The following is a 25,531-nucleotide window of genomic DNA, read 5'->3' as shown; positions in this document are numbered from 1 at the left end:
TCATAAGTAACGACATCTCTTTAAATTTACTTTTAAAAAGTAAGTATTTTTAAATTGAATTATTTATATCATTATATTAATATATAGTTATTGAAAGTGAGGCTTTATATGAAATACGATACAGTAATTTTTGATTTTGACGGTGTAATAGTGGATTCATGGCTGGGCATAGCGAAAGGATTTGTAAAGTGCCTTGGCGAATATGGTATAGAAGAAACGATAGAAAATGTTAAGAAAATGATTGGACCGCCTTTTGCACATCTAATTGTGGATAAGTATGGTTTTTCAAAAGAAGAAGGTGCGAAAGCCATAATGATACATAGAAAATACGTCAGAGAAAAAGGAGTTTATGAAGCGAGTTTATTTGAAGGAGTTTATGAGCTTATAGAAACTCTATATAACAAAGGAGTAACACTTGCCATTGCATCTAACAAACCTCTTGAAAATGTCGTATGCCAGGCTGAATACTTTAAAATCGATAAATTCTTTAAATTTATTAACGGACAGGATGATTTGCAAACAAGAGGAAACAAAGCCGATTTAGTAAGAGAAACAATGAAAGTATTAAATATAAATAATACTAAAAAAACATTGATGATAGGGGATAAACCTACGGATATAGAAGGCGGGCATTTAAATAAATTGGACGCCGTAATGGTAAAATACGGATACGGGAATGAAGAAGAAATTAAAACCTGCAATGCAGATTACTATATAGAAAAACCGCTTGATTTATTGAATATAGTACTTGGAGATTAAAATGATTAAACTACTTGCACTGGATCTTGATAAAACATTAATAAGAGATGATAACACCATATCATACGAAGATAAAAGAGCAATTCAAAAATGTATCGACAAGGGAATAATAGTAAGCATTATATCAGGAAGAAACGACGCGTCTATAAAACCCATCGTCGAGGAATTAAAAATCATAAAAAACAAGCACATTGGTGTAAACGGAGCATTGCTTTTGGACTTCATAAACGGACATGAAGAGCTTGTTACTATAGATAATGATATATATGATTATTTAGTAGAAAAATTCACCTTAGACAACAGAGATTTTATGCCTCTTAATAGAGACGGTTATTTTTATAAAAATGAGGGAGAACTTCTTGATGATGTAAGGACTTGGATAGATGATGAAGGTCTTATTAAAGGGGATTTAACTTCCCTTAGAGACTGCTATAGGATATCGGTACACTTCAAAGATAAAGAGGATCTTGAATATTTAAAAAGCTATTTACCCAAAAGCATATATGGAACAGTCGACAGAAATGTTTATGATATAAGACCAACAAAAGTAAATAAATTTACAGGGCTTGAAGCATTGATGAAACATTATGATATAGATAAAAATGAAGCCGCGACCATAGGGGATCAGGCAAGTGATGTAGAGCTTCTTGAAAATACCAAATATTCTTTTGCAGTACAAAATGCGGATGAATTTACCAAAAAAGCAGCTAATTATGTACTTAAAAAGACTAACAATGAAAATGCTGTAGCGGAGATGATAAATGAATATTTATTAAAATAAAAACACCAATTAGGTGTTTTTTTATTCGTTAAATAAGTTATTTACTTTTGCTGCTACAAATCGGCTGATAGGTCCCGCAAGAATAATATTTATAAAAAATGCCGCACAAAAGTTCCTCGTCCATATCAAAAAATAATTACTTAATATTTCATTTACATAATCCCCCGCAATTACTGCGCCGACCACAGTCATGATAATGAACATTACCGTAAAAATAAAAATCCCATTAAATAACATAAATGCATACTCGCTTTCTTCTTCACTGAAGAAAAAATTTATCCATTTATCTTTTAGTTTCCCTACCGCAAAATTTTGAATAAGATAAGCAGCTATGAATACAAAAGGTAAAGTCCTAAAGCTCAAACAAAAATGCATTTCAGCTGACCTCACCCATATTTATAAATGTCTCCAATAAATTCATCATAAATACCATAATAAAACACATTGAAAATCCACGTACAAATGATTTTTTATTTCCCAATTATATACTTCCAAATAAAAAATAACGCATAACTTCAAACTGATTTGCACCATAAAGCTACGCGTTTCTTTAAATTGTATCATATTTTAAATTTTTAATGTAATAGTGAAATTATAATATTTTATTCGTCATAAGAACCATATTCAAATTCAAAATCATCATCATAATTGATTTCATTCTTAACAGGGACTTCCCTTTTCCTTTTTATATTATTCATGGATCTGGAAACCACATTTACATTTTTCTTTTGCTTTGGTTTACTTATTTTTTTCTCGCTTCTTCTAACAGGTTCAGGGTAATCTTCATCTACACTGGTCCTGATTTGCTGAGTTAAAGACGATGCTTTTTCAAAATGAAGAGCTTCCCCATCTTCATCCTCTACATTCAAAAGTGCAGAGCCGTAATCATCCAGCATATTATCATAAGTATTTACCTTAGGTTTTACGGGTTCTGAATCATATTCTTCATAATAATCCACAGGTTTGTTGATTTCTTTTCTTATTTCCTCAATAGGGCTGGTATCTTCTTCTTCATAATATATTTCTTCTTCAAGATTATCTTTTGAATATTTTGTGAAGAAAAACAGTCCAGCAAATACAATAAGAGCGACAAGAATAAGAAATACATTACCTAAGATGTAAAGCACTCCGGAAACCAGCATTGTACCCGCTAGAGGAACCAGCACTCTTAAAATAAAGTCCTTTTCAAAAATATCTCTCATTTATTTTCATCTCCTATACTAAATTATCATCACTATATGCTTCAGAACTCGTAGGATCATCTTCAACAGTGATGAATTTTGTGTATTCTCCATGGAACTTAAGCTTAACAGTTCCAACACTACCATTTCTATGTTTTGCTATTATAACTTCCGTAGAATCATCCTCACTCTCAGGGTTATAATATTTATCTCTGTATAAAAGCATTACAAGGTCGGCATCTTGCTCAATCGCCCCCGACTCTCTAAGGTCTGAAAGCATAGGCCTTTTATTTGTCCTTGCTTCCGGTCCACGGGATAACTGACTGAGTGCAATCACAGGACATCCAAGTTCTTTTGCTATTCCTTTTAGTGTCCTTGAAATAGTAGAAATTTCCTGCTGCCTGCTCTCAACTCTTTCATTTATGGTCATAAGCTGTAAGTAGTCTATGATAATCAAATCTAAGCCTTCAGTAGCTTTAAGTTTTCTGCACTTTCTTCTAAGCTCTCCCACGGAAATACCTGAGGTATCATTGATAAATAATTTTACATCATTTTCTCTTATAGTCCTTACCATATCATAAAGGCTTGACCACTCGCTTGGGAATATATTAGCTATCCTGAGTCTTGAAGAATCGACCTCCGCTTCTCCGGACATAATTCTGTTAGCCAGCTGTTTTGTAGGCATTTCAAGTGAAAATATGGCTACAGCCTGTTTATGTCTTATAGCGGCATTTTGAGCTATATTAACAGCAAGTGCGGTCTTACCCATACTAGGTCTGGCGGCAATAAGTACAAGATCTCCTTTTTGAAATCCGGATGTAATATCATCTATCGCTTCAAAACCGGAAGGAACCCCTATGACTTTCTCATCCAGCTTTTGAATCCTGTTGAGTTCGTTAACGGCATCACTGACCGCATCCGATAGTTTTGTAAAATCAGTTGTATTATTATCCATGGAAATATCATAAACCGACTTTTGAGCTTTTTCTATCATTGAAGAAGCATCATCTTCATTTGCATAACATTTATCTATAACATCTCCAAGCTCCCTTATAAGCCTTCGCCTTATAGATTTCTCTTTTATGATATCACAGTAGTGCTCTATATTATTTGTCGATACTACACTGTCACCTATTTTAGTTAAAAATTCATAACCGCCAATCTTATCAAATACACCATTTTCTTTAAGTTCATTTGAAAGAGTAAGCGCGTCTACAGCTTTACCTCTGTCCGAAAGAGCCAAAACTGATTTATAAACCCATTTATGCTGGTCATCATAAAAATCATCTACACTTAAAACTTCTCTTACTACACTTATAGTTTCACTGTTTATCAATGTGCACCCAAGAACACATCTTTCCGCTTCACTGTTATGGGGCATAACTTTTAAGCTTAGTTTATCTGCCACTTCCCGACTCCTTATTCAATACTATCTATTTTAATTATTCACTTACTACGTTGATTTTAACCATCGCTTCGACATCTTCAAAAAGTTTTACTTTTACCTTATATTCGCCTTCGGTTTTGATGTTATCCATTACTATTTTTCTTTTATCAACATCTGCTCCGCTTGCTTTTTTTATTGCATCACTCACGTCCATTGATGTAACGGAACCGTAAAGCTTTCCGTCAGGTCCAGATTTTGCCTTTAAATCAACAGATATTTTTTCAAGGTCTGCTTTTGCCTTCTTAGCATCTTCAATCAATTTAGCTCTATTTTCATTTTCAAGCCTTATTTCTTCTTCCAGTTTTTCTATATTTGCTTTTGTCGCTTCAACTGCCTTACCATTCTTAAGTAAGAAATTATTTGCATATCCGGTTTTTACATTTTTGATTTCTCTTTTTTTACCTATACCTTTTATATCTTCAAGTAATATAACTTTCACGTCTAATCCTCCATACTGTATTAATTATTTAACATTATAGCACAGTTTATATTAAAATTATAATGGTTTTTGATTAAGAAAACATTAATATAAATAGATTTAAAGGTTAGTTTCAGATACTTCCTTGACTATTCAATCCAAAAAAAGTAAAATATAGAATAATATAAATCATAGGATAAAGGAGTATATTATGAAAGTAAGTAAAGAAGATGTACTATATACCGCATCTCTTGCCAAGATTGATATAGACGAAAAAGATGTTGAGGCATACAGAGATACTCTTACAAAGCAACTTGAATACGCTAAATCTTTAGATAATGTAGACACTGAAAACGTAAAACCTTTAGCACATGTATTAGACCTTGAAAATGTAGTCAGAGAAGATGAAGTAAAAGAAGGACTTAACATAGAAGAAGCTTTACAAAATGCACCGGATAAAGACGGCAGATGTATTAACGTACCAAAGATGTTATAATTTTAAAAGTAAGCGAAGGTAAAACATGGATAAATTACAAATCAAGATACCCGCAAAAGTCAATCTTGGATTGGATGTAGTGGGTAAAAGAAAAGATAATTATCATGATATTAAAACAGTAATGCATTCAATCAATATTTACGATTATCTAACATTCGAAAAATCAGAAAAAATTGTTATTACCTGCAATAATGACGAAGTCCCAAGAGACGAAAATAACATAGTATATAAATGCATAAAAGAAATCTCCAAACTTAAAAGTGACAGAGATTTATTATCTGTGCATATAGAAAAAAGGATACCTGTATGTGCGGGTCTTGGAGGCGGCAGTGCAAACGGCGCAGCGGCTTTAATTGCTTACAATAAAATCTATGACCTTGGCTTAAGCAGAAATCAGTTATGTGAAATAGGAAGAAAGATCGGTGCTGATATCCCGTTTTTGATCCATAGCGGAGCGGGTATGTGTGAGGGGATCGGTGAAAAAATAAGACCTATTTATCCATATATCCCAAGTTATATCGTACTATGCAAACCCGATTTTGGTGTAAGTACAAAATTTGCATATGACCTTATTGATAATGCCACTGATTTAAAAAGACCGGATTTCACAGCTTTGATGAACGGACTGTTGAACTCTGATAAAAAGAAACTTAAAAAAGGACTTATAAATGTTTTTGAACCTTTTGTTTTAGAAAAGTATCCCGAAATCAGATATATAAAAGACAAGTTTGAAAAATTAGACGCGGTCGGTGTACAAATGAGCGGTTCGGGACCAAGTGTCTTTGCTTTATTTGACAGTCTTGAAAAAGCACAATATGCATATGAAGAATTTTTCAAAGAATATAATACAGTATTCTTAACAAATTTTACAGAAAGCGATAATTCACTTCTTACATATGAATTAAGATAAATTTATAGCATCGGTTAAGTACCGATGTTTTTTATTTATAAATACATTTTTTGATGTAATCAATAATTAAATATAATTAATATAATATCATTATACTAAAAAAGAAAGTCATTAGACTTTCTTTTATTTTTCTACCACAGTAAACCCAAACGTTCCGCTGCCTAAATGAGCTCCAATTGTTGGTCCTATATTATATATATCATTTTCATTTATATTTTTATCTATTGATTTTAATCTTTTTATAAGTTCTTCACAGTTTTCTTTCTCGTTTGAATAAGGGAAATATGCGGGATAATTAATATCTCTGTCTATTTTTTGATATTCTTTTACCATTTTCTTATAAGCTCTGGCTTTACCAAGTGATTTATCTTTCATAAAAAGCTTACCTTCACTGTCAATACTTATGATTGGTTTCATATTTACTGCCTCTCCCAAAGCAGCCTGAGCTTTTGTGAGCCTTCCGCCTTTATGTAGATATTCCAAAGTATCTACCATTACCACGGAACGAAGCTTCGTAACCAAATAAGATAGTTTTTCGTATATCTCTTTACCGCTTAGACCTTCATCTCTTAACTTCACGGCGGTATCCACCAATAATCTTACCCCCGTTACGGCATGTACACTGTCAATGATGAATATGTTATCATAATCTGCAATTTGTTTTGCAATATTTGCACTCTGAACCGTTCCGCTTAAACCGCTTGAGAGTAAAATCGCTATTATATCATCTCCAGCTTCTTTGGCTTCATTAAAATATTTAAGAAATTCTCTCGGTGCAGGCTGAGCGGTCTTAGGGAAAATATCGGTATTCAATAATTTATCATAAAAAGTATCTTTATCAATATCCACCCCGTCATAATAATGTTCTTCATCAAAAGAAACCATTATAGGTACGAATAATATGCCCTTTTCTTTAATTTCATTTTGTTCATAATCCGATGATGAATCTGTTAATATTCTTACTCCCATATTTACCTCCTATGCAATAAACCGACATACCCTGATATCTCATTGAAAATATCGGTCGCGTTCTTAGCCTTATCTTTTCCCAAACTATATACCAGCTTATCTATCAGCTTTAAAATCGCATTATACTCTTTTTTATATACATCAATTTTATCTTCGTTTAAGGATATATAAATAACTCTTTTATCCTCTTCACTTTTTGTTCTTTTAACAAGCCCTTTATCTACAAGCCCGTTTATTATTTTATTTATCTGTGACTTAAGTAAACCGGTTCTTACACATATTTCTTTTATCGCAAGCCCTTTTTTATTGTTTTGAACTGTAAGTTCTTTATATAAAATATGGCATAATACACCCTCATTAAAAGATAAGTTTACCATATACCTTTTATTTCTTAATATTGTTGAAAGATTTATCCATGAATCCAAAAAATCTTCACTTACAGTCTCCATATACCCTCCAAATTAGTTCACAAAGTAAACAATTAGGTCTTATTATATAAAAATTGATATACTTTGTCAAATAAAAAAAGACTTTGAAAATATTCAAAGTCTATGATAAATCAATTTTTCTTATTTCTGTTATTATTTCTTGTTTCATCCATTTCTTCACTGGTCACGCCCCATAAAACCATTCCGATTTTATTCACGGCTCTCTTCCTGACTCTGCTTCCATATTCTCTTGAATATCCCAGATTATCACTTATTTCAGTCATCCTCTGCATTTTGAAGTATCTCATGACAATGACTTTTCTTTCCAAATCCGTGAGACACTCCAAAGCTTTTTCTATTTCAAAAACAAGTGATTGCTTTTCTTTTAACTCTTTTTGAAGAAGTATCTTAAAATCCGCAATATTTGTAGCTTCCGCAGCGACAAAATCATTATATATCCTATTTGAATTAGTCGCGATATAAATCGACCTTGAGGGAAGAGAGGCCGGTTCAAGCTCTTCCAGCCTCTTTTGTATCATTTCAATCCTCTTAATCAAAAAAGGATAATCATATAATCTCTTTTCTGTTTGTTTATATAAATCTGTTTTCATAATAAGCCTCCTGCAACAATCATTACTAAATCGAACGTTCTTTCTACACTTGTAGATTATCACACTATATGTGTGATTGTCAAGCGAAATTATTCATTTTGTGTGATTTTATTGATATTTTTCACACAATTAGTTGATTTCTGTATTGAAAATAATAACAAATTGTGATATTATTAAGGTGGATAAAAGAAAATAAATAATAAATCCCATATACGGAGAAGTAAAATGGATACTATAGGAGATCGAATTAGGAAGCTTAGAAAAGATAATAGTTTAACACAGCAGGAACTGGGACAAAAACTCGGAGTTCATTCTAACACAATTAGCATGTACGAAAAGGGAAACAGAAAAGTATCTGCTGAAATGGCAAATAAATTAAGCGAAATATTTAATGTAAGTGTTGATTATATAACAAAAGGAGAAGACAATAAAAAAAGCAAGGATAATTATACTTCTCTGGATGAAAGTTTATTAAATGATGAAAAATATTTAAACCTTACTCTTAAAAATCTTCTAAAGGATTCTACAATGGTTGCGTTTCAGGATTATAAAAGCTGGAGTGTGGAAGATAAAAAAGAATTACTTTTCATATTACTGGATAAAAAATAAGAATCGCCTGATATCAGACGATTCTTTTATATTTCATTTCTTCCTATGATTGCATTTGCAAGTGTAGCTCCGTCGGTATACTCAAGGTCTGCCCCCTGCGGAAGCCCCTTGGCTATCCTTGTGACCTTAACATCATCAAAAGGCTTTAAAAGTTTCTTGATTACCATAGCGGTAGTTTCACCTTCTACGTTAAAACCTGTGGCAAGTATGACCTCGTCAACATCATCACTGGTGCCTATCCTGCTTATAAGCTCTTTTATCCTTATATCTTCTACCATTATCCCTTCCATAGGAGATATAACCCCCCCGAGGACATGATAAAGCCCATTATACTCTTTTGTTTTTTCAATGGCTATAAGGTCTTTTGACTCACTTACAACCAATATCGTAGATTTATCTCTTTTATTACTTGAACATATATCACAAGGATCTTTATCCGTTATATTGTAACAAATAGAACAATACTTTAATTCTTTCTTTGCTACTTTGATAGCTTCGGATAAACTATCCACATCGCATTGCTCCATATTGATTATATAATAAGCAAGCCTGCTTGCGGTTTTCCTCCCTACACCGGGAAGTTTTGAAAGTTCGTTTATTAAATTGAGTATAGGTTTAGAATAAACACTCATTTTATAATCCCGGAATATTAAGTCCGCCAAGTCCTCCCGTCAAAGAACCCATTTTGCTGTTCGCATCGCTTGACGCTTTATTTAAAGCTTCATTTACGGCAGCAGCGATCATATCACATATGATTTCGGCATCTTCTTCTTTTAGCATATCAGGGTCTACTTCTATAGACTGTACAAGTTTTTCTCCGCTTACAACGGCTTTAACCGCACCCCCGCCGCTTGTTGCTTCATAATTTGTTTCTTCCAATTCCTTCTGCATTCTTTCCATATCAGCCTGCATTTTCTGCATTTGTTTCATCATACCCTGCATATTGCCGCCGCCCATTCCATTCATTCTTCCTTTAGCCATTTAAATTTACCTCCATTATTCTTCACTGGCACCGAATATTTCCATTATCGATGCATCATAATCTTCTTCTACATCCATGATATCATCCACAACTATCTCATTACTGATTTGCGATAATTCCTCATCCGATATATATTCTTCTTCGCTGCTCGACATGATCTCGTCAAGATTGTAATCAGAAGCAATATTGTCATTTTCCAAAGCTTTAGAAACTACCTCATCCTCTTTTACAGGAGTATTCGAAGTTACTTCCGGTTCCGGTTTGATATCATTTTTAATGTTTAAATCTTTTTTTAAACTTTTAAGACTGTTTTTACTGCTATCATTTTTATATCTTAATTTTATCTTTTTGTCAATATAAACAACATCTAAATTTCTGCCGGACTTCTCTTTTAATATATCTTTAAATATTTTATCTCCGTCATTGTCAAAATAAAAGTCCATCATATTAAGTGCTTCACCGGGATATACAGTAAGCACATTACCTTCAAGAGAGACGACTTTAAATTTATTTACGCTCATACCGACAAGCGGATCTTTGGCACTGTTAATTATATAACGCTGTGTGAGAGATAAAATCTTATCAGCTTCTTTGATATCTTTTTTATCAACCACGATTTCATTACTGTCAGGTGTCGTCTTTTTGGGTTTATCTTTGAGTTCTATGACTTCTTCCTTGACAGGAATAACCCCGCCGGAAAAATCCATATTCTTAATTTTTTCGACTTCGGATTTTAAATAAGATAAACTGTTTACTTCTCTCTCAAGAGACCTTATCCTATCATTCAAGAGTTCGATTTGTTGGTTATCAATATTTACAGAAGTATTTTCACTGATTTTAGTATCAAAAGTATTATCTGTCTCACCCGAACATAGATTTATTATCTTTGCGGTAAATAAAAATTCCGGTTCGCTGAAAAACCTCATGTCATTTTTAAGCTTAGCCAGAGAATATAAAATATCACTTATCCTTTTACTGTCTTTAGGACCATTAAAACTTTCTCTTAAAGAAGCAATATACGTACTGCTTTTATTTATTATCTTCTCGGGCTCTTTAACATTTACAGCTATTATTTTATTGGAGTAATATTCCATAAGCTGAGTTATTATACTTCCGACTTCTCTTCCTTTATTTAAAAAGTCATGTATAGCATTAAGGCTCTTATCTACATCATTTTCAAGGATACCGTTAGCTAAAAGGAATATTTCCTCATCACTTATTAAACCTAATATATCATCTACTATTTCTTTTGTGATTTTATTGTCTTTCACTACGGAAATAGCTTTATCGAGTAAACTTAAAGCGTCTCTTAAAGCACCTTCGGTGTTGAGTGCAATAAGCGCCAAAGCTTCTTTTTCATACTCTATTTCTTTTTTATTAAGTATATTGGCAAGATGATTTACTACTACTTCGCTGTCTATCCTGTTAAAGTCAAAACGCTGACATCTAGATAATATAGTAGGTAATATTTTATTTGGTTCCGTGGTTGCAAATATAAATACTATATGGGAAGGCGGTTCTTCCAAAGTTTTAAGAAGCGCATTAAAGGCTTCTGTCGTAAGCATATGGACTTCATCGATGATATAAACTTTATATCTGCCGAAGTTAGGCATATAATTTACTTTTTCTTTTAAGTCCCTTATCTCGTCGATACCTCTGTTTGAAGCAGCATCTATTTCAACTATATCCGCACCGTCTCCGATATTGATATCGTTGCATGAAGCACACTCGTTGCAGGCTTCGCCGTCTTTATTATTTAAGCAGCATATGCTTTTAGCAAACACTTTTGCTGTAGAGGTCTTTCCGGTTCCTCTTATACCGCTGAAAAGGTAGGCATGAGAAATAGAATCATTTTTTATCTGATTCTTTAAAATGTTAATTATATTGTCCTGACCTATAATCTCTTCAAAATTTTTAGGTCTGAATTCTCGATACAAAACAGTGTAGCTCATTATATTACCTCTGCCTTTTTGTACTCAAATATTTTATCCATAAGCTCTTTGATCCTATCCATATCATCGAGTAAATACAGATATCCGAAAACACATTCAAGAGCCGTAGCAAGTCTGTATGTAGAAATATTTACACTCTTTGATGAATGTTTAATTTTTGTATTTCTTCCCCTTAGGGCTACTTTCATTTCATCTTCGGTTAAATAATCCTTTAAAAAAGAAAAAATATCGGCTTGATAAAGGGCAGAGACGTAGTTCATACTCATTTTGTTCAAGTCTTTTACGCCTCTTATACCAAGCCTGATTAATGTCTTTCTTATATTTACTTCGTAGACACTGTCCCCGAGATAAGCAAGTTCCTTGCTTCCAATAGATAAAATATCTTTCTTATTATCTATTTCTCTTTGTGCCACTTTACACCTTCTCTGGTATCTTTTAAAACTATTCCTTTATCAAGCAGATCGTCTCTTATCTTATCCGCAAGAGTAAAGTCTTTATTCTTTCTTGCTTCCTGTCTTTTTTCAATCAGTTCAAGGATCTCATCTTCAAGGATTTCATCTTCCTTTTCTTTTGTAAGTAAGCCCAAAACTCCGTTTAGCTCCATATACATATCATAAGATTTTTTTATCATTTCTCTAGATGAGTTTTCATTTACATTTGAATTTATATCTTTACTGAGTTCATAAATGGTACTTACCGCATTTGCAGTATTTATATCATCTTCCATTGCAGCCTTAAACTCTTCTCTGTATTTTGGAAGAGCACTTATAAATTCTTTTTCATCTTCTTTTAACTCTTCATCTTTTACCTTGTCAAGTAAGAACAAAAGATTTTCTTTTGTATTATATAGCCTGTTAAGACCGCTCTCTGTCTGTTTTAATATATCAAATGAAAAGTTTACAGGGGTTTTGTAATGAGCCGACAGCATAAATAATCTTACGACTTCCAAATCAAAATCCTTTGCAATATCTCTTACCATAAAGAAGTTACCTTTAGATTTAGACATCTTTTCATTGTTTATATTTATATATCCGTTATGAACAAAATAATGTACGAAATCTTTACCGTTAGCACCTTCGGACTGAGCTATTTCATTTTCATGATGAGGGAAAATCAAATCTTCTCCTCCTCCGTGGATATCAATAGTTGAACCTAAATATTTTCTGCTCATTGCTGAACATTCTATATGCCATCCGGGCCTACCTTTTCCCCAAGGAGAATCGAATGCAATCTCACTGTCTTCTTTTTGTTTTTTCCAAAGAGCAAAGTCCAGCGGAGATTCTTTTTCGTCATTCACCTCGACTCTGGCTCCCGAAACAAGTTCATCGATAGGTTTCTTTGAAAGCTTTCCGTAATCCTCAAATTTGCTTACTCTGTAATATACGTTTCCGTCCACATTATAAGCGTAACCGTTCTTTTCCAAATCGCTTATCAAATCGATGATATCCGATATACATTCGCTTACTCTAGGATGAACGGTAGCTTCTTTTATACCAAGCCCTTTGGCATCCGTAAAGTATTCTTTTATATATTTATCAGCGACCGCCTTGCTTGTCGTATGTTCTTCCTTTGCTTTATTGATTATTTTATCATCGATATCAGTAAAGTTTTGAACATAATTGACTTTATAGCCTTTATATTCAAGATATCTTCTCAAAGTATCAAAAATAATGAAGGGTCTGGCATTTCCGATATGGAAAAAGTTGTATACGGTAGGACCGCATACATACATATTTACTTCCCCTTCATTAATAGGTACAAATTCTTCTTTTTTTCTCGTTAACGTATTATATAATTTCATTTATTCCTTCTCCTTAAGCAAACATACACTGTAGGCTTTTATACCTTCTTTTCTGCCACTAAAACCTAGTTTCTCTTCCGTGGTAGCTTTTATACTTATGTTTTTAACAGGAGTATTCATAATAAAAGAAATATTTTCGCGCATTTTTTCTATATAAGGTGCTATTTTAGGTGCCTGCATGACCAGCGTGACATCAGCATTACAAAGTTCATAACCTTCTTTATCAATAAGATTACAAACTTCTTTTAATAAAAGCATACTGCTTATGCCTTTATATTTATCATCAGTATCCGGAAAATGCTTTCCTATATCGCCCAAAGCAAGTGCGCCAAGGATAGAATCCATTAAAGCATGAACCAAAACATCCGCATCGGAATGTCCTATCAGCCCTTCCGGATAATCAATTTTCTCTCCGGCTAAGATAAGATCTTCATTCTTACCCAGCCTATGAACATCATATCCAAATCCTATACGCATTTTTTTACCTCTTTATTTATTTTATTTTTACGATTTCGGCACAAGCAGTCTTGTAAAAAATTTAGTAAAGCCTTTTTCTTTCTTTATGCGAGGTGAAGGTCTATGAAGCATGATTTCATTTTCGCATTGAAGGCATGTAAGTTTTACTATTTCCCCATCTTTATAAACGGCTCTGTGCATCGTATCTTCTAAACAATTTTCACAAAATAAATATGTTTCTACAACAAATTCTTTTGACATACGAATTACCCCATTTCCTATAGTTTATCATATTATGATGTAAAAATAAATTTATTTTTTTCTTAATGTTAAAGAAGAATATCGTCGTTTATAATAACCAGTTTTGAAGAAAAAGTTTTGGTAAATCCGCTTTTTTTATCAAAAATATTATACACATTTTCAAGTGCGTAAATATTTTCTTTTTTAAATACCAAATACCTTCCTTCAACCTCTCCGAGAAACATAAATGCACTGAGCAAATCATTCTTTTGCCACGAAAAAACTTTATTTATTTCACTATCATAAATTATTTCATTATCATAATTATTGGTAGCTTTAAAATATATATCTTTACCTAGATTAATGCTGTTTAAAAATATATTAGTTGTTTTAACTTTTTTACTTATTTTTCCATTTAAAACATCATAATATAAAATCTCATTTTCATAAAATGGTTTAGATAAAAATAAAACTACTTCATTAATTGTTTGTCCTATTATTGTTATATAATTCAAACCTTTATTTGACCTTAAAATATCATAAAAAATATTCTTTTTACTTACTATACTATGTATAAGTTCTCTTAGAGGTATCAAATAAATATTATTTTTAAAATTATTTTCATCATTTAAATCAAAAGAAGTAAAAAAGTTTTTTATGTAGAATTCTTCTATAACAACTATATCTCTGTTTTCATCACTGAAAAGCAAGGGAGCATTCAATAAATTTTTCAAAACTATGTCTTCAACTAATATAAAATCATCTTTTTTATCATACATATATAGTACAAGCTCACTGTAATCAACCGATCTTAAATAGAAAAAAACATATCCCTTGATTACAAAAAAATCTATGATTTTATCATAAGTCTTGATTTTAAAATCAAAAACATGAATGATGACATTTTTCTTGATTTTATAAACGGCGAGTTTATTCATCATTCTACCCATAATATATATACTTTTGTCGTAGTCATCTATTTTAAAATCAAAGTAGTTATCAAACACAAGAATATCCCTGGCAATTGACTTTTCTTTATCATATTTTACCAAAGAATAAATATCATTTTCATCGTCTTCACAAAATAAATAATACTCACTGTCGAAATGAGTAATATAACTGTAGAGCTTCCTATTATTAAAATGTAAGCATTGTAATTTCACATCTCTCTCCTTTAAAAAGTCTTTATTTAAATGTATTCTTTTACCATTTCTTTTATTAATAAAAACTTTGCTTTATAATTTACGTGTGATACAATGTTATTAATTCATGAGATAGTTGGAGGATAAAAATGAATATAAACGAAAAAGTAAAATCATATGAAAAAAATATGGTAAACGATATTAAAAGACTGGTAAGCATCAAAAGTGTTGAGGAAGAACCAAAAGAAGGAATGCCTTTCGGTGAAGGTCCCGCCAAAGCGCTTAACGAAGCCCTTAAAATAGCTGAAGAACTGGGATTTAAAACAAAAAATTTAGATAACTACTGCGGATATGCAGAAGTCGGAGAAGGCAAAGATTTAATAGGTATCTTGGGACACGTTGATGTGGTCCCTGAAGGTGACGGATGGGATAGCGATCCATATATCCCCGTAGTAAAAGACGGAGTTATTTACGCAAGAGGAGCAAATGACGATAAGGGGCCGGTTATAGCTTCACTGTATGCCGTAAAAGTACTTATGGACATGGGCACAAAACTCAATAAAAGAATAAGAGTAATATTTGGTGCAAATGAAGAAACAGGATTTAAATGTATGGAACACTACAAAGAAGTTGAAGAAGACTTAACAATGGGATTTTCTCCCGACGCAGCATTCCCTGTAATATTCGGAGAAAAAGGTATCTGCCAAATAAATATAAAAGGTAAATACATAGATGATGAAAAAATAAAAATAATAGAATTAAAAGGCGGGGAAGCCGCAAATGTAGTTATCCCTAAAATGATCGTTACATTAGAAAACAACAGCGATATTGATATCGAAGAAAAATTTTATGAATATATAAATGAACATAAATTAACAGGAGAAGTCTTAGAAAAGAAAGATAATAAAATAACACTCAGACTCAATGCGGTGTCTGCCCATGCATCAACTCCATGGGAAGGTAAAAATGCAGGAAGCTATTTAATGGAATTCTTAGGCTCTGTAATGAAAGATAATACCTTAGTAAATAATTACAACGATCTTATAGGAAAGGGTTATCTGGGTGAAAACTGCGGGCTAAAAATGGAAGATGAATACGGACCTCTTACATTAAACACAGGAGTGGTGGAAGCAAAGGACGGAGAATTGAAATTAACCATAGATATCCGTTATCCATTAACAGAAGATTTTGAAAAAGTATTTAATATACTTAAGAAGTCATTCAGTGAAACAGGATATGAGTTCGAAGTAATAGAACATAAAGCTCCTCTTTATGTTGAGCCGGATTCTCCTTTGGTTAAAACTCTTCAAAGTGCATATGAAGAAGTAACCGGAGACAGTAAAAACAAACCATATACACTTGGCGGAGGAACTTATGCAAGAGCATTCGATAATGTAGTTGCATTTGGAGCACTGCTTCCGGACGACGATGAAAATGCTCATCAAAGCAATGAAACATTTAAAGTTTCTACCTTACTTACAGCTACGGAAGTTTATGTAAAAGCACTTGAAAAACTATTAAAATTATAATGATTGAATATAAAGAGGGCGCGGAATCTGCGTAAGCAGGCGCAGTGCCCGTCAAATAAAAAGACCGCTGATTACTAGCGGTCTTTTAAATATTTTTCCATTGTATTAACAAATGTTTCTATACTCAATGGTTTTGCGATATGCTCATTCATCCCTGCATCTTTTGCGGCTCTTATATCTTCCAAAAATGCATTTGCCGTCATTGCTATGATAGGAAGAGATTTTACATCGTCTCTATCTAATTTTCTTATTTTCTTAGTTGCCTCATATCCGTTCATTACAGGCATTTGTATATCCATAAACACTAAATCATAATGGTTTGGACTTATATTTTTTATTTTTTCATAAGCTACTTTACCATTTTCAGCAGTATCTACATCAACTTTTGTTATTTTTAATAGTTCTTTTGCAACTTCCATATTAAGTTCATTATCTTCAACAAGTAAAACTCTTTTTGTACTTAAATCTACTTTTATATTTCTATTACTATTATCCTTATCTACATCATTTTTAAGGAAGTAATCAAGCTGATACAAAACCCTTGATTTGACCACCGGTTTGGAGCTGAACATAGAAACACCTGCGAGTTTTGCCTCGTTCTCTTTATTTGTCCACTTTCCGTTATAATAAACGGTAATAGGCGTCTTATGATTTGTTATTTCTATTATATTTTTTATATCCTCAACACTGTTTATATCTTTATAATCCCAATCAATTATAATATTAAAATAGGATTTTTCTTTATTTCTTATTTCCTTGAATATATATAATAATCTTTCTTTTGAACTGATATTTTCTACGTTTAACTCTACATTTTCCAATATATTTTTTATATCATTTATAAAATTACTATCATCACTTATTACTAATATATTTTTATCTATAAATCTTTTATTATATATTTCACTTGCATCCTGAAGTTTAATATTTACTATAACCGTAAACTTGGAGCCCTTGCCTTTTTTACTTTCTACTATAATATCTCCGGACATTAAATCAACTATACTTTTTGTAATCGCCATTCCCAGTCCTGTGCCGTGGACTTTATTTATCCTGCTGTCATCGGCTCTTTCAAATGGAGCAAAAATTTTATTTATAAACTCTTCATCCATTCCGATACCATCGTCCTTAAAAATAAACTCATATCTGCCATAACCTTCTAAAGTAGAATTTACTTCATTAACTTTTAATTCTATATTTCCGCCCTTTGGAGTATATTTCATAGAATTTGATAAGATATTTAAAAGGACCTGCCTTAATCTTAACGAGTCACTAATGACATCAGAATGAATTACTCCCGACGTATCTAAAGATAAATTTTGTTCCTTTTTACTTATATCAGGAGAAATTATAGTAACAACATCTTCTATCAAGTGTAATAAATCTATTTTTTCCGATGTCAATGAAAGTTTTCCGCTTTCGATTTTAGACATATCGAGAACTTCATTTATAAGATTTAATAAATGATCACTGGAAATTGTGATTTTATCCAAACACTCGAGTACCTTAACCGGATTATTTAAATTACTTTTTGCTATAGAAGTCATACCAAAAATAGCATTCATAGGCGTTCTTATATCATGAGACATTCTTGATAAAAATTCACTCTTTGCCTCGTTTGCTCTTGCCGCTGATTCGTAAGCTTCTTTTAGTGCTATTTTATTGTTTTCTTCTTTTTGTATCATATCATGAATATCACGAAGTGTTATAAGTATTTTCTTATTATTTTCAAAATAGCATATTCTGCATTCTTTATGTCTAGGAGGGTTTTGGTTCGATCTGAAATAAACGTTTATCATTTCTTTTCCGCTGTTTAATTCATCTAATATGTTATAAAGACTCATTTGTCTTCTATACTCTTCTCTGTCTTCATCATAAACCCAATCGTCACGAAGACCTTTATCAATTTGCGGTTTATAACTTATAGGCTTTAACATAGTATCTTCCAATGCTGAATATTTTATTGAATATTGCTGTTTATCCAAATCTACTATACTTAAAAATTCATAATCCGAACGTATCATAAACTCACTTATTGCATTAAGTTCAATATTTTGAATTTCCGTAGATTTTTCTTTGGTAACATCTTCTACAATACCTACCACAAGTTTAGGTTTACCACTTTCATCAAACCTAACCGTAGACAAAGTGACCCTGCACCATAGATCTCTGTTTTTTGCCTTAAAAATAGAAACGGCGGTTTTTTTGCCTTTGTGAATATCATCATACATTCTGTAATAATCATCATAATAGCCTTTATCTATATATTCTTCTGCAAAATCTTTGGGCATATTATCATATCTATCTTTACATCCGTAAACTTCGCTGGTTCGCTTGGGCATGACACATAGTTTTTCATCCGGATAATATGTAAAATCACATATATTTGTATTTTCCATAGAAACCCTAAGAAGAGCATTGTTTGCTGCGATTTTATCGGATAGTTCCCTGTTTTCTTTTTCGGCTTTTATATGCTTATCAATATCCAAGAAAACACTTTGGATAATTTTTTCGCCGTTTTCATCTAATATTATCTGTGCATTTCTAAGAACCCAGCAAGTCGTTCCGTTTGGACGTTTTATTTTGCATTCAAAAATAATGGATTTATCCCCTGCATTCCTTAAATTACTATTTTCTTTGGAAATTCTGTTTTTATCTTCCTTAACATATATATCATCTAATGTCCAAATTTTCTTTTTATAAAAATCTTCTTCAGAATAACCAAGAATTTTTATAGCTTCTCTGTTTATTCTTTTAAATTGAATTTTCCCGTCTATATATTTATACTGAGCGATTCCGCATAAAACGGACTGCAATAAATCATTATATCTATTTTTCTCTTCTTCTATTTCTTTCAGTCTTTGCTCTTTTTTTAAAATATCTTCTTTTAAGTTTCTTAAATCGCTGATATTCTGATGATATCCTTTTATAGTGTAAACACCATTATCTTCACTCTCTACCTTACCTGCACATCTAACATAAATTTCACCGAAAATGGGATGATTCCATGGATACTGTACTTCAACGAGCTTTCCTGTTGTTATTATTTTTTCAACAGCTTCCCATACATCGTCGAGATAACTTTCATTTATCCTATCATACCAATGGGCATAGCAAGCCTCGGGTTCCAAAGCTTCTTTAAGTCCGAGCAAATCGAGCATAACATCTTCGCCATACATTTTATTAATATTATTTTTCATGTCTATTGACATCATCCAAAGTCCTGTTTTGGAAGTAGATAATACTTCACTCATTCACTCGGGACTAAACAATTCATTATTTATTTTATTTGGCATTGGAATTACCTTCCTTTTATACTTAATCATAGTAGTATAAAAATTATAAATAATTAATAAAACGTACTATTAATTAAATTATATATTCATTCTAAAAAGGTGTCAATCAAAAGCTTTTAGTATAAATAAAAAGAAAGCAAGATCTATTGCTTTCTTTTTTTGATATTCTCTTTTATTTCATCAAGTAAATCTCTGTACTTTGATGTTTGAATTTTAGGATGCGTTTTTAAATAACTTAAATATCTGAACTTCATCAAATAATTTTCAATTATATCTTTTCTTTCTTCACTAAGCTGTTTAAATGCAAGCTTTTCAAGATATATATCTTCTTTTAGCCTATCGGTTTTGCCGGCAACAATCAGGGTTTCATCGGAAATATGCTTACCAATCCCATCTGAAAATTCAAGGAGTTTATCGCCGATTTGAGATAATCTTTTTAGTTTGGATTTGAACTTAAGTATTGTAGCCACAGTAAGGATCGTATCTAAAATAAATATTACCGAACATACAATAACTGCTATAAGCCCAACTTTCGCGGGAATAAACGTAACAAAAGTATATATTAAAGGATGAATGATATTTATAACAAATACACATGCAAGCCCCCATATAATCGAAAAGCCAAGACATATATAACCATTTAAGTTAAACTTTTCTTTTGAATAATCCCACCATCTTATTGAAAAAATTTTTTCCAAAACGAACCCCGTAGCTAATTCCAGCAATGTGGTAAATATAACAGAACCGATAAATAATATTAGCAAGTTAGATTTTAAGGGCTCTAAAAAATATATTACCAGTAATACTCCAAATCCGTATATCGGACACACCGACCCCCTTAAAAATCCTCTGTTGATAAAATGACCTTCTTTTATGGTTTGAAAGATTATTTCCGTTACCCAGCCTAAAAAACTATATATCATAAAAAAACATAAATATTCATAAATCGTATATCCCAAATAAGTTACCTCTTATAGCGTTAAATTATGACATATTATATCAAGATAATATCAAAAAGTAAATAAATCGGTCATACCTATTTTATTATCAACGGACAGCTTTCCAAAACATCTTCTTCACTTTCAAAGTCATTCATCTTTAAAATGTCTTCTTTCGCTATAAGGTTTTTCTTTCCTATATCCCAAAGGCTTTCATTTTTTTCTTTATAATATACTTTGACCTTAATACTGTCTACGGTTTCCTCTTCGGCTTCAATATTTTCTATTGAAGCTATATCGCTTACTTCCTTTGTATCAAACATATATCCGCTTACGACAACCTCACCGTCAATGCTGATAGTCTGATTTAAACTTGTAACCACAAGATTATTCACATTTACATCTACGAACAAATCAAGATTTTCTCCGCCGCTTATCTCTTCTTTTAATTCAAAAGGCACATTTATAGTGTCGACATAATATCTGCTGTCATTATCTATATATGTAACTACTTGAGTAACCACACTGCCCTCTACGGAAAGTATACTTTCCTCAACGGAGTAATCAAATTTTACATATTCCATATCACCGATAACACCGCCGATCATATCGGTATCAATCAAAGTCTTGCTGTTACTTATTTTCATTTTCTTTTCAAAGTCACTTCCGAGCATTACGATACTATGTTCTTTTAAAACAGGAAGAGTATTTCTGTTTGTACTGTAAGCATCTTCAATAATGTTTACTTCTTTCTTTTCACAGAAAAGTGTACTTGAAATCAGTTCCATAGTTATTTCGATATACGAATCTTCATCATCCATAACGTATTCTCCGCTCACACTTTCTACGCTTGGAACTATATTATAATAATCACATTTCAGTTTAGGATCTTTTTCTATAAAATGATTTATAGGATAAATTAGTTTTTCAATTTTTGTATCACTGTCATCTTCAAATCCAATCTTATAAATCAATGTGACCTCTACTTTAGCACTGTATAATACGCCAACCCCCGAAGCGTTTGTATTGACATCTCTGAGTTTTGCAAATACAAATAAAACATTTACGCTGTCGGATAAAGGTACGTCTTTTTTAAATGTAAAAGTCTCCTTGGTACTGTTTAAATCAAATACCGAACATACATCGGTGTTGGTTTTTATTTCAAGACCACCTATATTATTATTGCTCATTACGTTTATATCTTCGGGAATTATACTGACTCCGCTTATTTTAACATTCGCACTTACTTCTATCCTTCTTTTTTTAATGACTCTCGTTTCTATACTTGCAATACTAGCCCTTAAGTTAAATATCTTATCCCATTTTTCCCCTTCGCCGAGGTTAACGAAAAATTCAATATTCTTATCTACTGATGCTAAAGCTTCGTTTTCGCCCAAATATAAAATATTAAGCTTTAGTACCCCTTTTAAAACAAATTTCCCGTTTTTAAGGGAAATATTTTTTATTACCGCTTCGGTATTACTAAGTAATATTCTTTCTATATTAGACATATTATCTAATATCTTAACGTTCTCAAATACCTCTGTGACTACTTCGATATTGTCTTCTTTACTAGTTAAATTTATCTTTTTTACCATTTGTTCAAATTCCATTTTAATCCTCCTAAATATACTCCTTGTAAAATATATTTATATAAAAGGAAAATATTACTTATTTACAAAAATTTAAATTATAAATGTATAAAAATTTCTATTCATGGCAAATATTTTATTAGTAACATAGTTAAGTTTTTTCAAATATTATAATATGAACCTTATAAATTTGAAAAAGACAAAATAAATTAAAATATAGCTAAAATTGGAGTATAGAAATATGGGTGTAAAAAGAGGAGACATTTATTACGCAGATTTAAGCCCTATTGTAGGCAGCGAACAGGGGGGGCTTAGACCTGTCCTTATTATTCAAAATGATGTAGGAAACAAACACAGTCCGACAGTTATTGTTTCGGCAATAACTTCATCAATGGATAAAGCAAAATTACCTACACATATTTCCCTTTCGGCAAACAGCGAATTACTTAATAAAGACAGTGTGATACTTCTTGAACAAATCAGAACAATTGATAAACAAAGACTTAGAGAAAAAATAGGTCACGTGGATATGAGTACGATGAATAAAGTAAACGAAGGGCTTTCTATAAGTTTTGGAATGTTTCAGTAATTATATTAAACTTAAAAAGACAGATGATATTCTGTCTTTTTTTGATTATTTAATTATATTAAATCAAAATAATATTATGCATAATATATTTCTACCCAGGAAATACTCTGATCCAAATCGAGATAAATAAAATCTGCTTTTATGTTGTTGATCTTATCATAATAAGTACGTTTTCTCAGCGACTGCTCCTTATCCTGAGATACATCTTTAAAATCCGCTCCAAGAATATTTGTAACATCACTTATGGTTTTAATATTCCCCTTAGAATTAATTTTAAATTCAGTTTTCTTTTCGTCTAACCTAGTGAATATAAACGATACTTTGTCTTTATTTGTATTTAATAAAAGTTCATCAAACTTATATCTATAGTCCCCCGAATACTTATTGCTTTTGGTATATTTTGAAAAATCTATATTACTTATATCAGTGCCAATTTTTATATTATCTACAGTTATATTTGATAAATCAACATGTTCTGATTTTAAATTAGAACACCCTGTAAATAACCCCATAATTAAAAGTATCATAATTAATATCTTTACTCTTTTCATTATGCCCTCCGCTAGTTTGTTAAGTAAGTATATGCCCCCTTTATTATTTTTAAGTTATATGATAATTAAATTATTATTATAAAACTATGTAAAGCATGCTTGACATATTATCTATTATATTGTATTATAAAAATGTAAAGTATACTTAACATCATAAATAAGGAGGGAAATACCATTAAAAATATAATAAATGAACTAAGAAAGAAAAATTCAATGACACAAATAGAACTGGCGAAAAAATTAAATGTATCCAGACAAACGATAATATCTTTAGAGAATGGAAAATATAACCCTTCCATAATGCTTGCATATAAAATTGCAAAAGTATTTGATTTATCTATAGAGGATGTTTTTATTTTTGAGGAGGAAGAATAATGAAGAAATACAACAATATGAAGAAATTATTTATAATTTTATTTTTAACCGCTGTTATATTCTTGATATTTAGTATTATAAAACAAAATTATTACATCATGGGATTTACGACTTCGATTTCATTATGTAGTTTAATATTACTAATAAGTTATAAAATAAAAGAAAAAAATAAAGAAAAATTTGAAGCAATGATAAACGAATTTGAAGACGAAAGACTAATATTTATAGAAAACAGTGCAAAATCCATGACTTTAAATTTAAGTATATATATACTTGCGATCGGATGCTTTATAACAGGACTTATGGAATATAAGGAAATATCAATATTTTTAAGTATTCCAATGGTAATAATATTAATTTTATATTTAGGATCTTACTTATATTATAAAAAGAAATACTAAAACCTCTTGACTCTCCCGTAACCGGAGGGAATAGAATTTAGTTAGGGAGGAAAGTTATGTACAAGATAGGTCAATTTTCAATACTTTGCAGAACACCGATAAAAACTTTAAGATATTACGACGAAATAAATCTTTTAAAGCCCGAAAAAGTGGATAAATATACAAGCTATAGATTGTATACCACAAACCAACTGATTCAAATACATTATATCAACTCATTAAAACAAATAGGATTTTCAATAAAAGAAATCAAATCAATGATGTCCGGGCATGACATTGGACTTATCTTAAACAGTAAAAAAAGTGAATTGCAAAGTGAACTTATCGAAATAAACAATAAACTTTCCAAACTTAATTTTATTCTAGATGAAAAAGAGGAGGAAGTTTTAATGAAATATCAAGCTGTAATCAAGAACACGCCGAAATGTATCGTATACTCTAAAAAAATGCTGCTTCCAAACTATGATGCACTTTTTACTTTAATCCCTAAGCTTGGAGAAAAAGTACAAAAAGAAAACCCTGACCTTAAATGTTTAAATCCGGAATATTGTTTCGTAAAAGAATTGGATAAAGAATACAAAGAGAAAAACATAAATATCGAATACTGTGAAGCAGTAACGGATTATGGTAATGAAGTAGATGGTATAGAATTTAAAAAAATCGAAAGCGTAAAAGTCGTAAGTGCTATGCATAAAGGAAGCTACGATAGTATTTCAAATGTATTTAATTTCTTGTTTAAATGGATAAACGAAAATAATTATGAAATAATTGATTATCCGAGGCTTAGTTATATAGACGGGATATGGAACAAAGACTGCGAAGATGAATGGCTTACAGAATTACAAATACCAATAAGATACAAAAGACTGCTATAAGCAGTCTTTTGTATTTACTATTACATCTAATTATCTTTTACTTTATAGTTATTTTTATTTGTAATAAAATCTAATAACTAATTTATTATCACATTTTAACTTATAATATAAAATAAAGTATTTTTATAAACTCTTAAAAATAAAAAAACTACCTAATCGGTAGTCATAATTCTAACTTGGTGACCCCTAGGAGAATCGAACTC

29 protein-coding genes are annotated in these 25,531 nt (G+C 31.3%); 10 read left to right on the top strand and 19 right to left on the bottom strand.

Annotated elements, in window-relative coordinates; translation table 11 throughout:
• The first annotated feature begins 108 nt into the window (after positions 1 to 108).
• Together NSA01_RS07515 and NSA01_RS07510 are read left to right on the top strand one after the other, a co-directional pair.
• The gene (locus NSA01_RS07515; RefSeq protein WP_257480866.1) at positions 109 to 759 is read left to right on the top strand and encodes an HAD hydrolase-like protein; all 651 of its coding nucleotides are present in this window, start codon (positions 109 to 111) and stop codon (positions 757 to 759) included.
• 1 nt (position 760) lies between these two features.
• Positions 761 to 1,540, top strand: coding sequence for an HAD hydrolase family protein (locus tag NSA01_RS07510; RefSeq protein WP_257480865.1), 780 nt, complete (start codon positions 761 to 763; stop codon positions 1,538 to 1,540).
• Positions 1,541 to 1,561: 21 nt separating this feature from the next.
• Here the strand turns inward: NSA01_RS07510 and NSA01_RS07505 are convergent, their stop codons facing one another.
• The 4 genes from NSA01_RS07505 to rplI all read right to left on the bottom strand — a co-directional run bounded on the left by NSA01_RS07505 (position 1,562) and on the right by rplI (position 4,607).
• Positions 1,562 to 1,915, bottom strand: a complete 354-nt coding sequence (locus tag NSA01_RS07505) for a hypothetical protein (protein ID WP_257480864.1) — start codon at positions 1,913 to 1,915, stop codon at positions 1,562 to 1,564.
• 227 nt (positions 1,916 to 2,142) lie between these two features.
• A complete protein-coding gene (locus NSA01_RS07500; protein ID WP_257480863.1) occupies positions 2,143 to 2,742 on the bottom strand; it encodes a TipC family immunity protein in 600 nt (199 codons plus the stop codon).
• A 13-nt stretch (positions 2,743 to 2,755) separates the two neighbouring features.
• Positions 2,756 to 4,129: a replicative DNA helicase gene (gene dnaB / locus NSA01_RS07495; protein WP_257480862.1), complete on the bottom strand. Its 1,374-nt coding sequence runs from the start codon at positions 4,127 to 4,129 to the stop codon at positions 2,756 to 2,758.
• A 34-nt stretch (positions 4,130 to 4,163) separates the two neighbouring features.
• Positions 4,164 to 4,607, bottom strand: coding sequence for a 50S ribosomal protein L9 (gene rplI, locus NSA01_RS07490; protein ID WP_257480861.1), 444 nt, complete (start codon positions 4,605 to 4,607; stop codon positions 4,164 to 4,166).
• 190 nt (positions 4,608 to 4,797) lie between these two features.
• On the opposite strand from rplI, the gene gatC reads away from it, so the two are divergent.
• Positions 4,798 to 5,082: an Asp-tRNA(Asn)/Glu-tRNA(Gln) amidotransferase subunit GatC gene (gene gatC, locus NSA01_RS07485; RefSeq protein ID WP_207658566.1), complete on the top strand. Its 285-nt coding sequence runs from the start codon at positions 4,798 to 4,800 to the stop codon at positions 5,080 to 5,082.
• 25 nt (positions 5,083 to 5,107) lie between these two features.
• Positions 5,108 to 5,992, top strand: coding sequence for a 4-(cytidine 5'-diphospho)-2-C-methyl-D-erythritol kinase (gene ispE, locus NSA01_RS07480; RefSeq protein ID WP_117531095.1), 885 nt, complete (start codon positions 5,108 to 5,110; stop codon positions 5,990 to 5,992).
• Between the two features lie 123 nt (positions 5,993 to 6,115).
• On the opposite strand, the gene NSA01_RS07475 is transcribed toward ispE, so the two are convergent.
• The 3 genes from NSA01_RS07475 to NSA01_RS07465 all read right to left on the bottom strand — a co-directional run bounded on the left by NSA01_RS07475 (position 6,116) and on the right by NSA01_RS07465 (position 8,000).
• Complete coding sequence (locus NSA01_RS07475) at positions 6,116 to 6,961, bottom strand: DegV family protein (RefSeq protein ID WP_257480860.1); 846 nt, start codon at positions 6,959 to 6,961, stop codon at positions 6,116 to 6,118.
• Positions 6,962 to 6,963: 2 nt separating this feature from the next.
• Complete coding sequence (locus NSA01_RS07470; RefSeq protein ID WP_257480859.1) at positions 6,964 to 7,410, bottom strand: MarR family winged helix-turn-helix transcriptional regulator; 447 nt, start codon at positions 7,408 to 7,410, stop codon at positions 6,964 to 6,966.
• Between the two features lie 110 nt (positions 7,411 to 7,520).
• The gene (locus NSA01_RS07465; RefSeq protein WP_257480858.1) at positions 7,521 to 8,000 is read right to left on the bottom strand and encodes a sigma factor-like helix-turn-helix DNA-binding protein; all 480 of its coding nucleotides are present in this window, start codon (positions 7,998 to 8,000) and stop codon (positions 7,521 to 7,523) included.
• A gap of 225 nt (positions 8,001 to 8,225) precedes the next feature.
• On the opposite strand from NSA01_RS07465, the gene NSA01_RS07460 reads away from it, so the two are divergent.
• Positions 8,226 to 8,609: a helix-turn-helix domain-containing protein gene (locus tag NSA01_RS07460; protein ID WP_257480857.1), complete on the top strand. Its 384-nt coding sequence runs from the start codon at positions 8,226 to 8,228 to the stop codon at positions 8,607 to 8,609.
• A gap of 26 nt (positions 8,610 to 8,635) precedes the next feature.
• On the opposite strand, the gene recR is transcribed toward NSA01_RS07460, so the two are convergent.
• From recR to NSA01_RS07420, 8 genes are all read right to left on the bottom strand, one after another.
• Entirely contained in the window at positions 8,636 to 9,241 is a 606-nt protein-coding gene (recR, locus tag NSA01_RS07455) for a recombination mediator RecR (protein ID WP_257480856.1), read from the bottom strand.
• A gap of 1 nt (position 9,242) precedes the next feature.
• Entirely contained in the window at positions 9,243 to 9,590 is a 348-nt protein-coding gene (locus NSA01_RS07450; RefSeq protein WP_007050431.1) for a YbaB/EbfC family nucleoid-associated protein, read from the bottom strand.
• Between the two features lie 15 nt (positions 9,591 to 9,605).
• The gene (gene dnaX, locus NSA01_RS07445; protein ID WP_257480855.1) at positions 9,606 to 11,543 is read right to left on the bottom strand and encodes a DNA polymerase III subunit gamma/tau; all 1,938 of its coding nucleotides are present in this window, start codon (positions 11,541 to 11,543) and stop codon (positions 9,606 to 9,608) included.
• Positions 11,543 to 11,956, bottom strand: a complete 414-nt coding sequence (locus tag NSA01_RS07440) for a Mini-ribonuclease 3 (protein WP_257480854.1) — start codon at positions 11,954 to 11,956, stop codon at positions 11,543 to 11,545. Before NSA01_RS07440 ends, dnaX begins: the two co-directional genes overlap by 1 nt.
• A complete protein-coding gene (gene cysS / locus NSA01_RS07435; protein ID WP_257480853.1) occupies positions 11,938 to 13,344 on the bottom strand; it encodes a cysteine--tRNA ligase in 1,407 nt (468 codons plus the stop codon). Before cysS ends, NSA01_RS07440 begins: the two co-directional genes overlap by 19 nt.
• The gene (gene ispF / locus NSA01_RS07430) at positions 13,345 to 13,821 is read right to left on the bottom strand and encodes a 2-C-methyl-D-erythritol 2,4-cyclodiphosphate synthase (protein WP_257480852.1); all 477 of its coding nucleotides are present in this window, start codon (positions 13,819 to 13,821) and stop codon (positions 13,345 to 13,347) included.
• Positions 13,822 to 13,848: 27 nt separating this feature from the next.
• On the bottom strand, positions 13,849 to 14,061 hold the full coding sequence (locus NSA01_RS07425; protein ID WP_257480851.1) for a zinc ribbon-containing protein: 213 nt from the start codon (positions 14,059 to 14,061) through the stop codon (positions 13,849 to 13,851).
• A gap of 68 nt (positions 14,062 to 14,129) precedes the next feature.
• Positions 14,130 to 15,203, bottom strand: coding sequence for a hypothetical protein (locus tag NSA01_RS07420; protein ID WP_257480850.1), 1,074 nt, complete (start codon positions 15,201 to 15,203; stop codon positions 14,130 to 14,132).
• A gap of 128 nt (positions 15,204 to 15,331) precedes the next feature.
• Between NSA01_RS07420 and pepV the strand changes: the two genes are divergently transcribed.
• Entirely contained in the window at positions 15,332 to 16,711 is a 1,380-nt protein-coding gene (pepV, locus tag NSA01_RS07415; protein ID WP_257480849.1) for a dipeptidase PepV, read from the top strand.
• Positions 16,712 to 16,785: 74 nt separating this feature from the next.
• Here pepV and NSA01_RS07410 read toward each other — a convergent pair whose 3' ends face one another.
• The 3 genes from NSA01_RS07410 to NSA01_RS07400 all read right to left on the bottom strand — a co-directional run bounded on the left by NSA01_RS07410 (position 16,786) and on the right by NSA01_RS07400 (position 22,558).
• Positions 16,786 to 19,965, bottom strand: a complete 3,180-nt coding sequence (locus tag NSA01_RS07410) for a response regulator (protein ID WP_257480848.1) — start codon at positions 19,963 to 19,965, stop codon at positions 16,786 to 16,788.
• A 185-nt stretch (positions 19,966 to 20,150) separates the two neighbouring features.
• Positions 20,151 to 20,966, bottom strand: a complete 816-nt coding sequence (locus NSA01_RS07405; protein WP_257480847.1) for a putative ABC transporter permease — start codon at positions 20,964 to 20,966, stop codon at positions 20,151 to 20,153.
• Positions 20,967 to 21,043: 77 nt separating this feature from the next.
• Positions 21,044 to 22,558, bottom strand: a complete 1,515-nt coding sequence (locus NSA01_RS07400; protein ID WP_257480846.1) for a DUF3794 domain-containing protein — start codon at positions 22,556 to 22,558, stop codon at positions 21,044 to 21,046.
• Positions 22,559 to 22,778: 220 nt separating this feature from the next.
• Here NSA01_RS07400 and NSA01_RS07395 point away from each other — a divergent pair, with 220 nt between their 5' ends.
• A complete protein-coding gene (locus NSA01_RS07395; RefSeq protein ID WP_007050443.1) occupies positions 22,779 to 23,126 on the top strand; it encodes a type II toxin-antitoxin system PemK/MazF family toxin in 348 nt (115 codons plus the stop codon).
• A gap of 74 nt (positions 23,127 to 23,200) precedes the next feature.
• On the opposite strand, the gene NSA01_RS07390 is transcribed toward NSA01_RS07395, so the two are convergent.
• The gene (locus tag NSA01_RS07390; protein ID WP_257480845.1) at positions 23,201 to 23,677 is read right to left on the bottom strand and encodes a hypothetical protein; all 477 of its coding nucleotides are present in this window, start codon (positions 23,675 to 23,677) and stop codon (positions 23,201 to 23,203) included.
• Between the two features lie 174 nt (positions 23,678 to 23,851).
• Here NSA01_RS07390 and NSA01_RS07385 point away from each other — a divergent pair, with 174 nt between their 5' ends.
• From NSA01_RS07385 to NSA01_RS07375, 3 genes are read left to right on the top strand one after another with little or no spacing between them, the layout of a single operon-like run.
• Entirely contained in the window at positions 23,852 to 24,052 is a 201-nt protein-coding gene (locus NSA01_RS07385; protein WP_257480902.1) for a helix-turn-helix transcriptional regulator, read from the top strand.
• A complete protein-coding gene (locus tag NSA01_RS07380; protein ID WP_257480844.1) occupies positions 24,052 to 24,453 on the top strand; it encodes a hypothetical protein in 402 nt (133 codons plus the stop codon). The genes NSA01_RS07385 and NSA01_RS07380 overlap by 1 nt, the downstream gene beginning before the upstream one ends.
• A gap of 56 nt (positions 24,454 to 24,509) precedes the next feature.
• Positions 24,510 to 25,328, top strand: a complete 819-nt coding sequence (locus NSA01_RS07375; protein WP_257480843.1) for a MerR family transcriptional regulator — start codon at positions 24,510 to 24,512, stop codon at positions 25,326 to 25,328.
• Positions 25,329 to 25,531 lie beyond the last annotated feature (203 nt).

Source organism: Anaerofustis stercorihominis, from assembly GCF_024623185.1.
GTDB lineage: Bacteria > Bacillota > Clostridia > Eubacteriales > Anaerofustaceae > Anaerofustis.
Note: the sequence above shows the minus strand (reverse complement) of the source record. Positions and strands in the feature narration are given on the sequence as shown.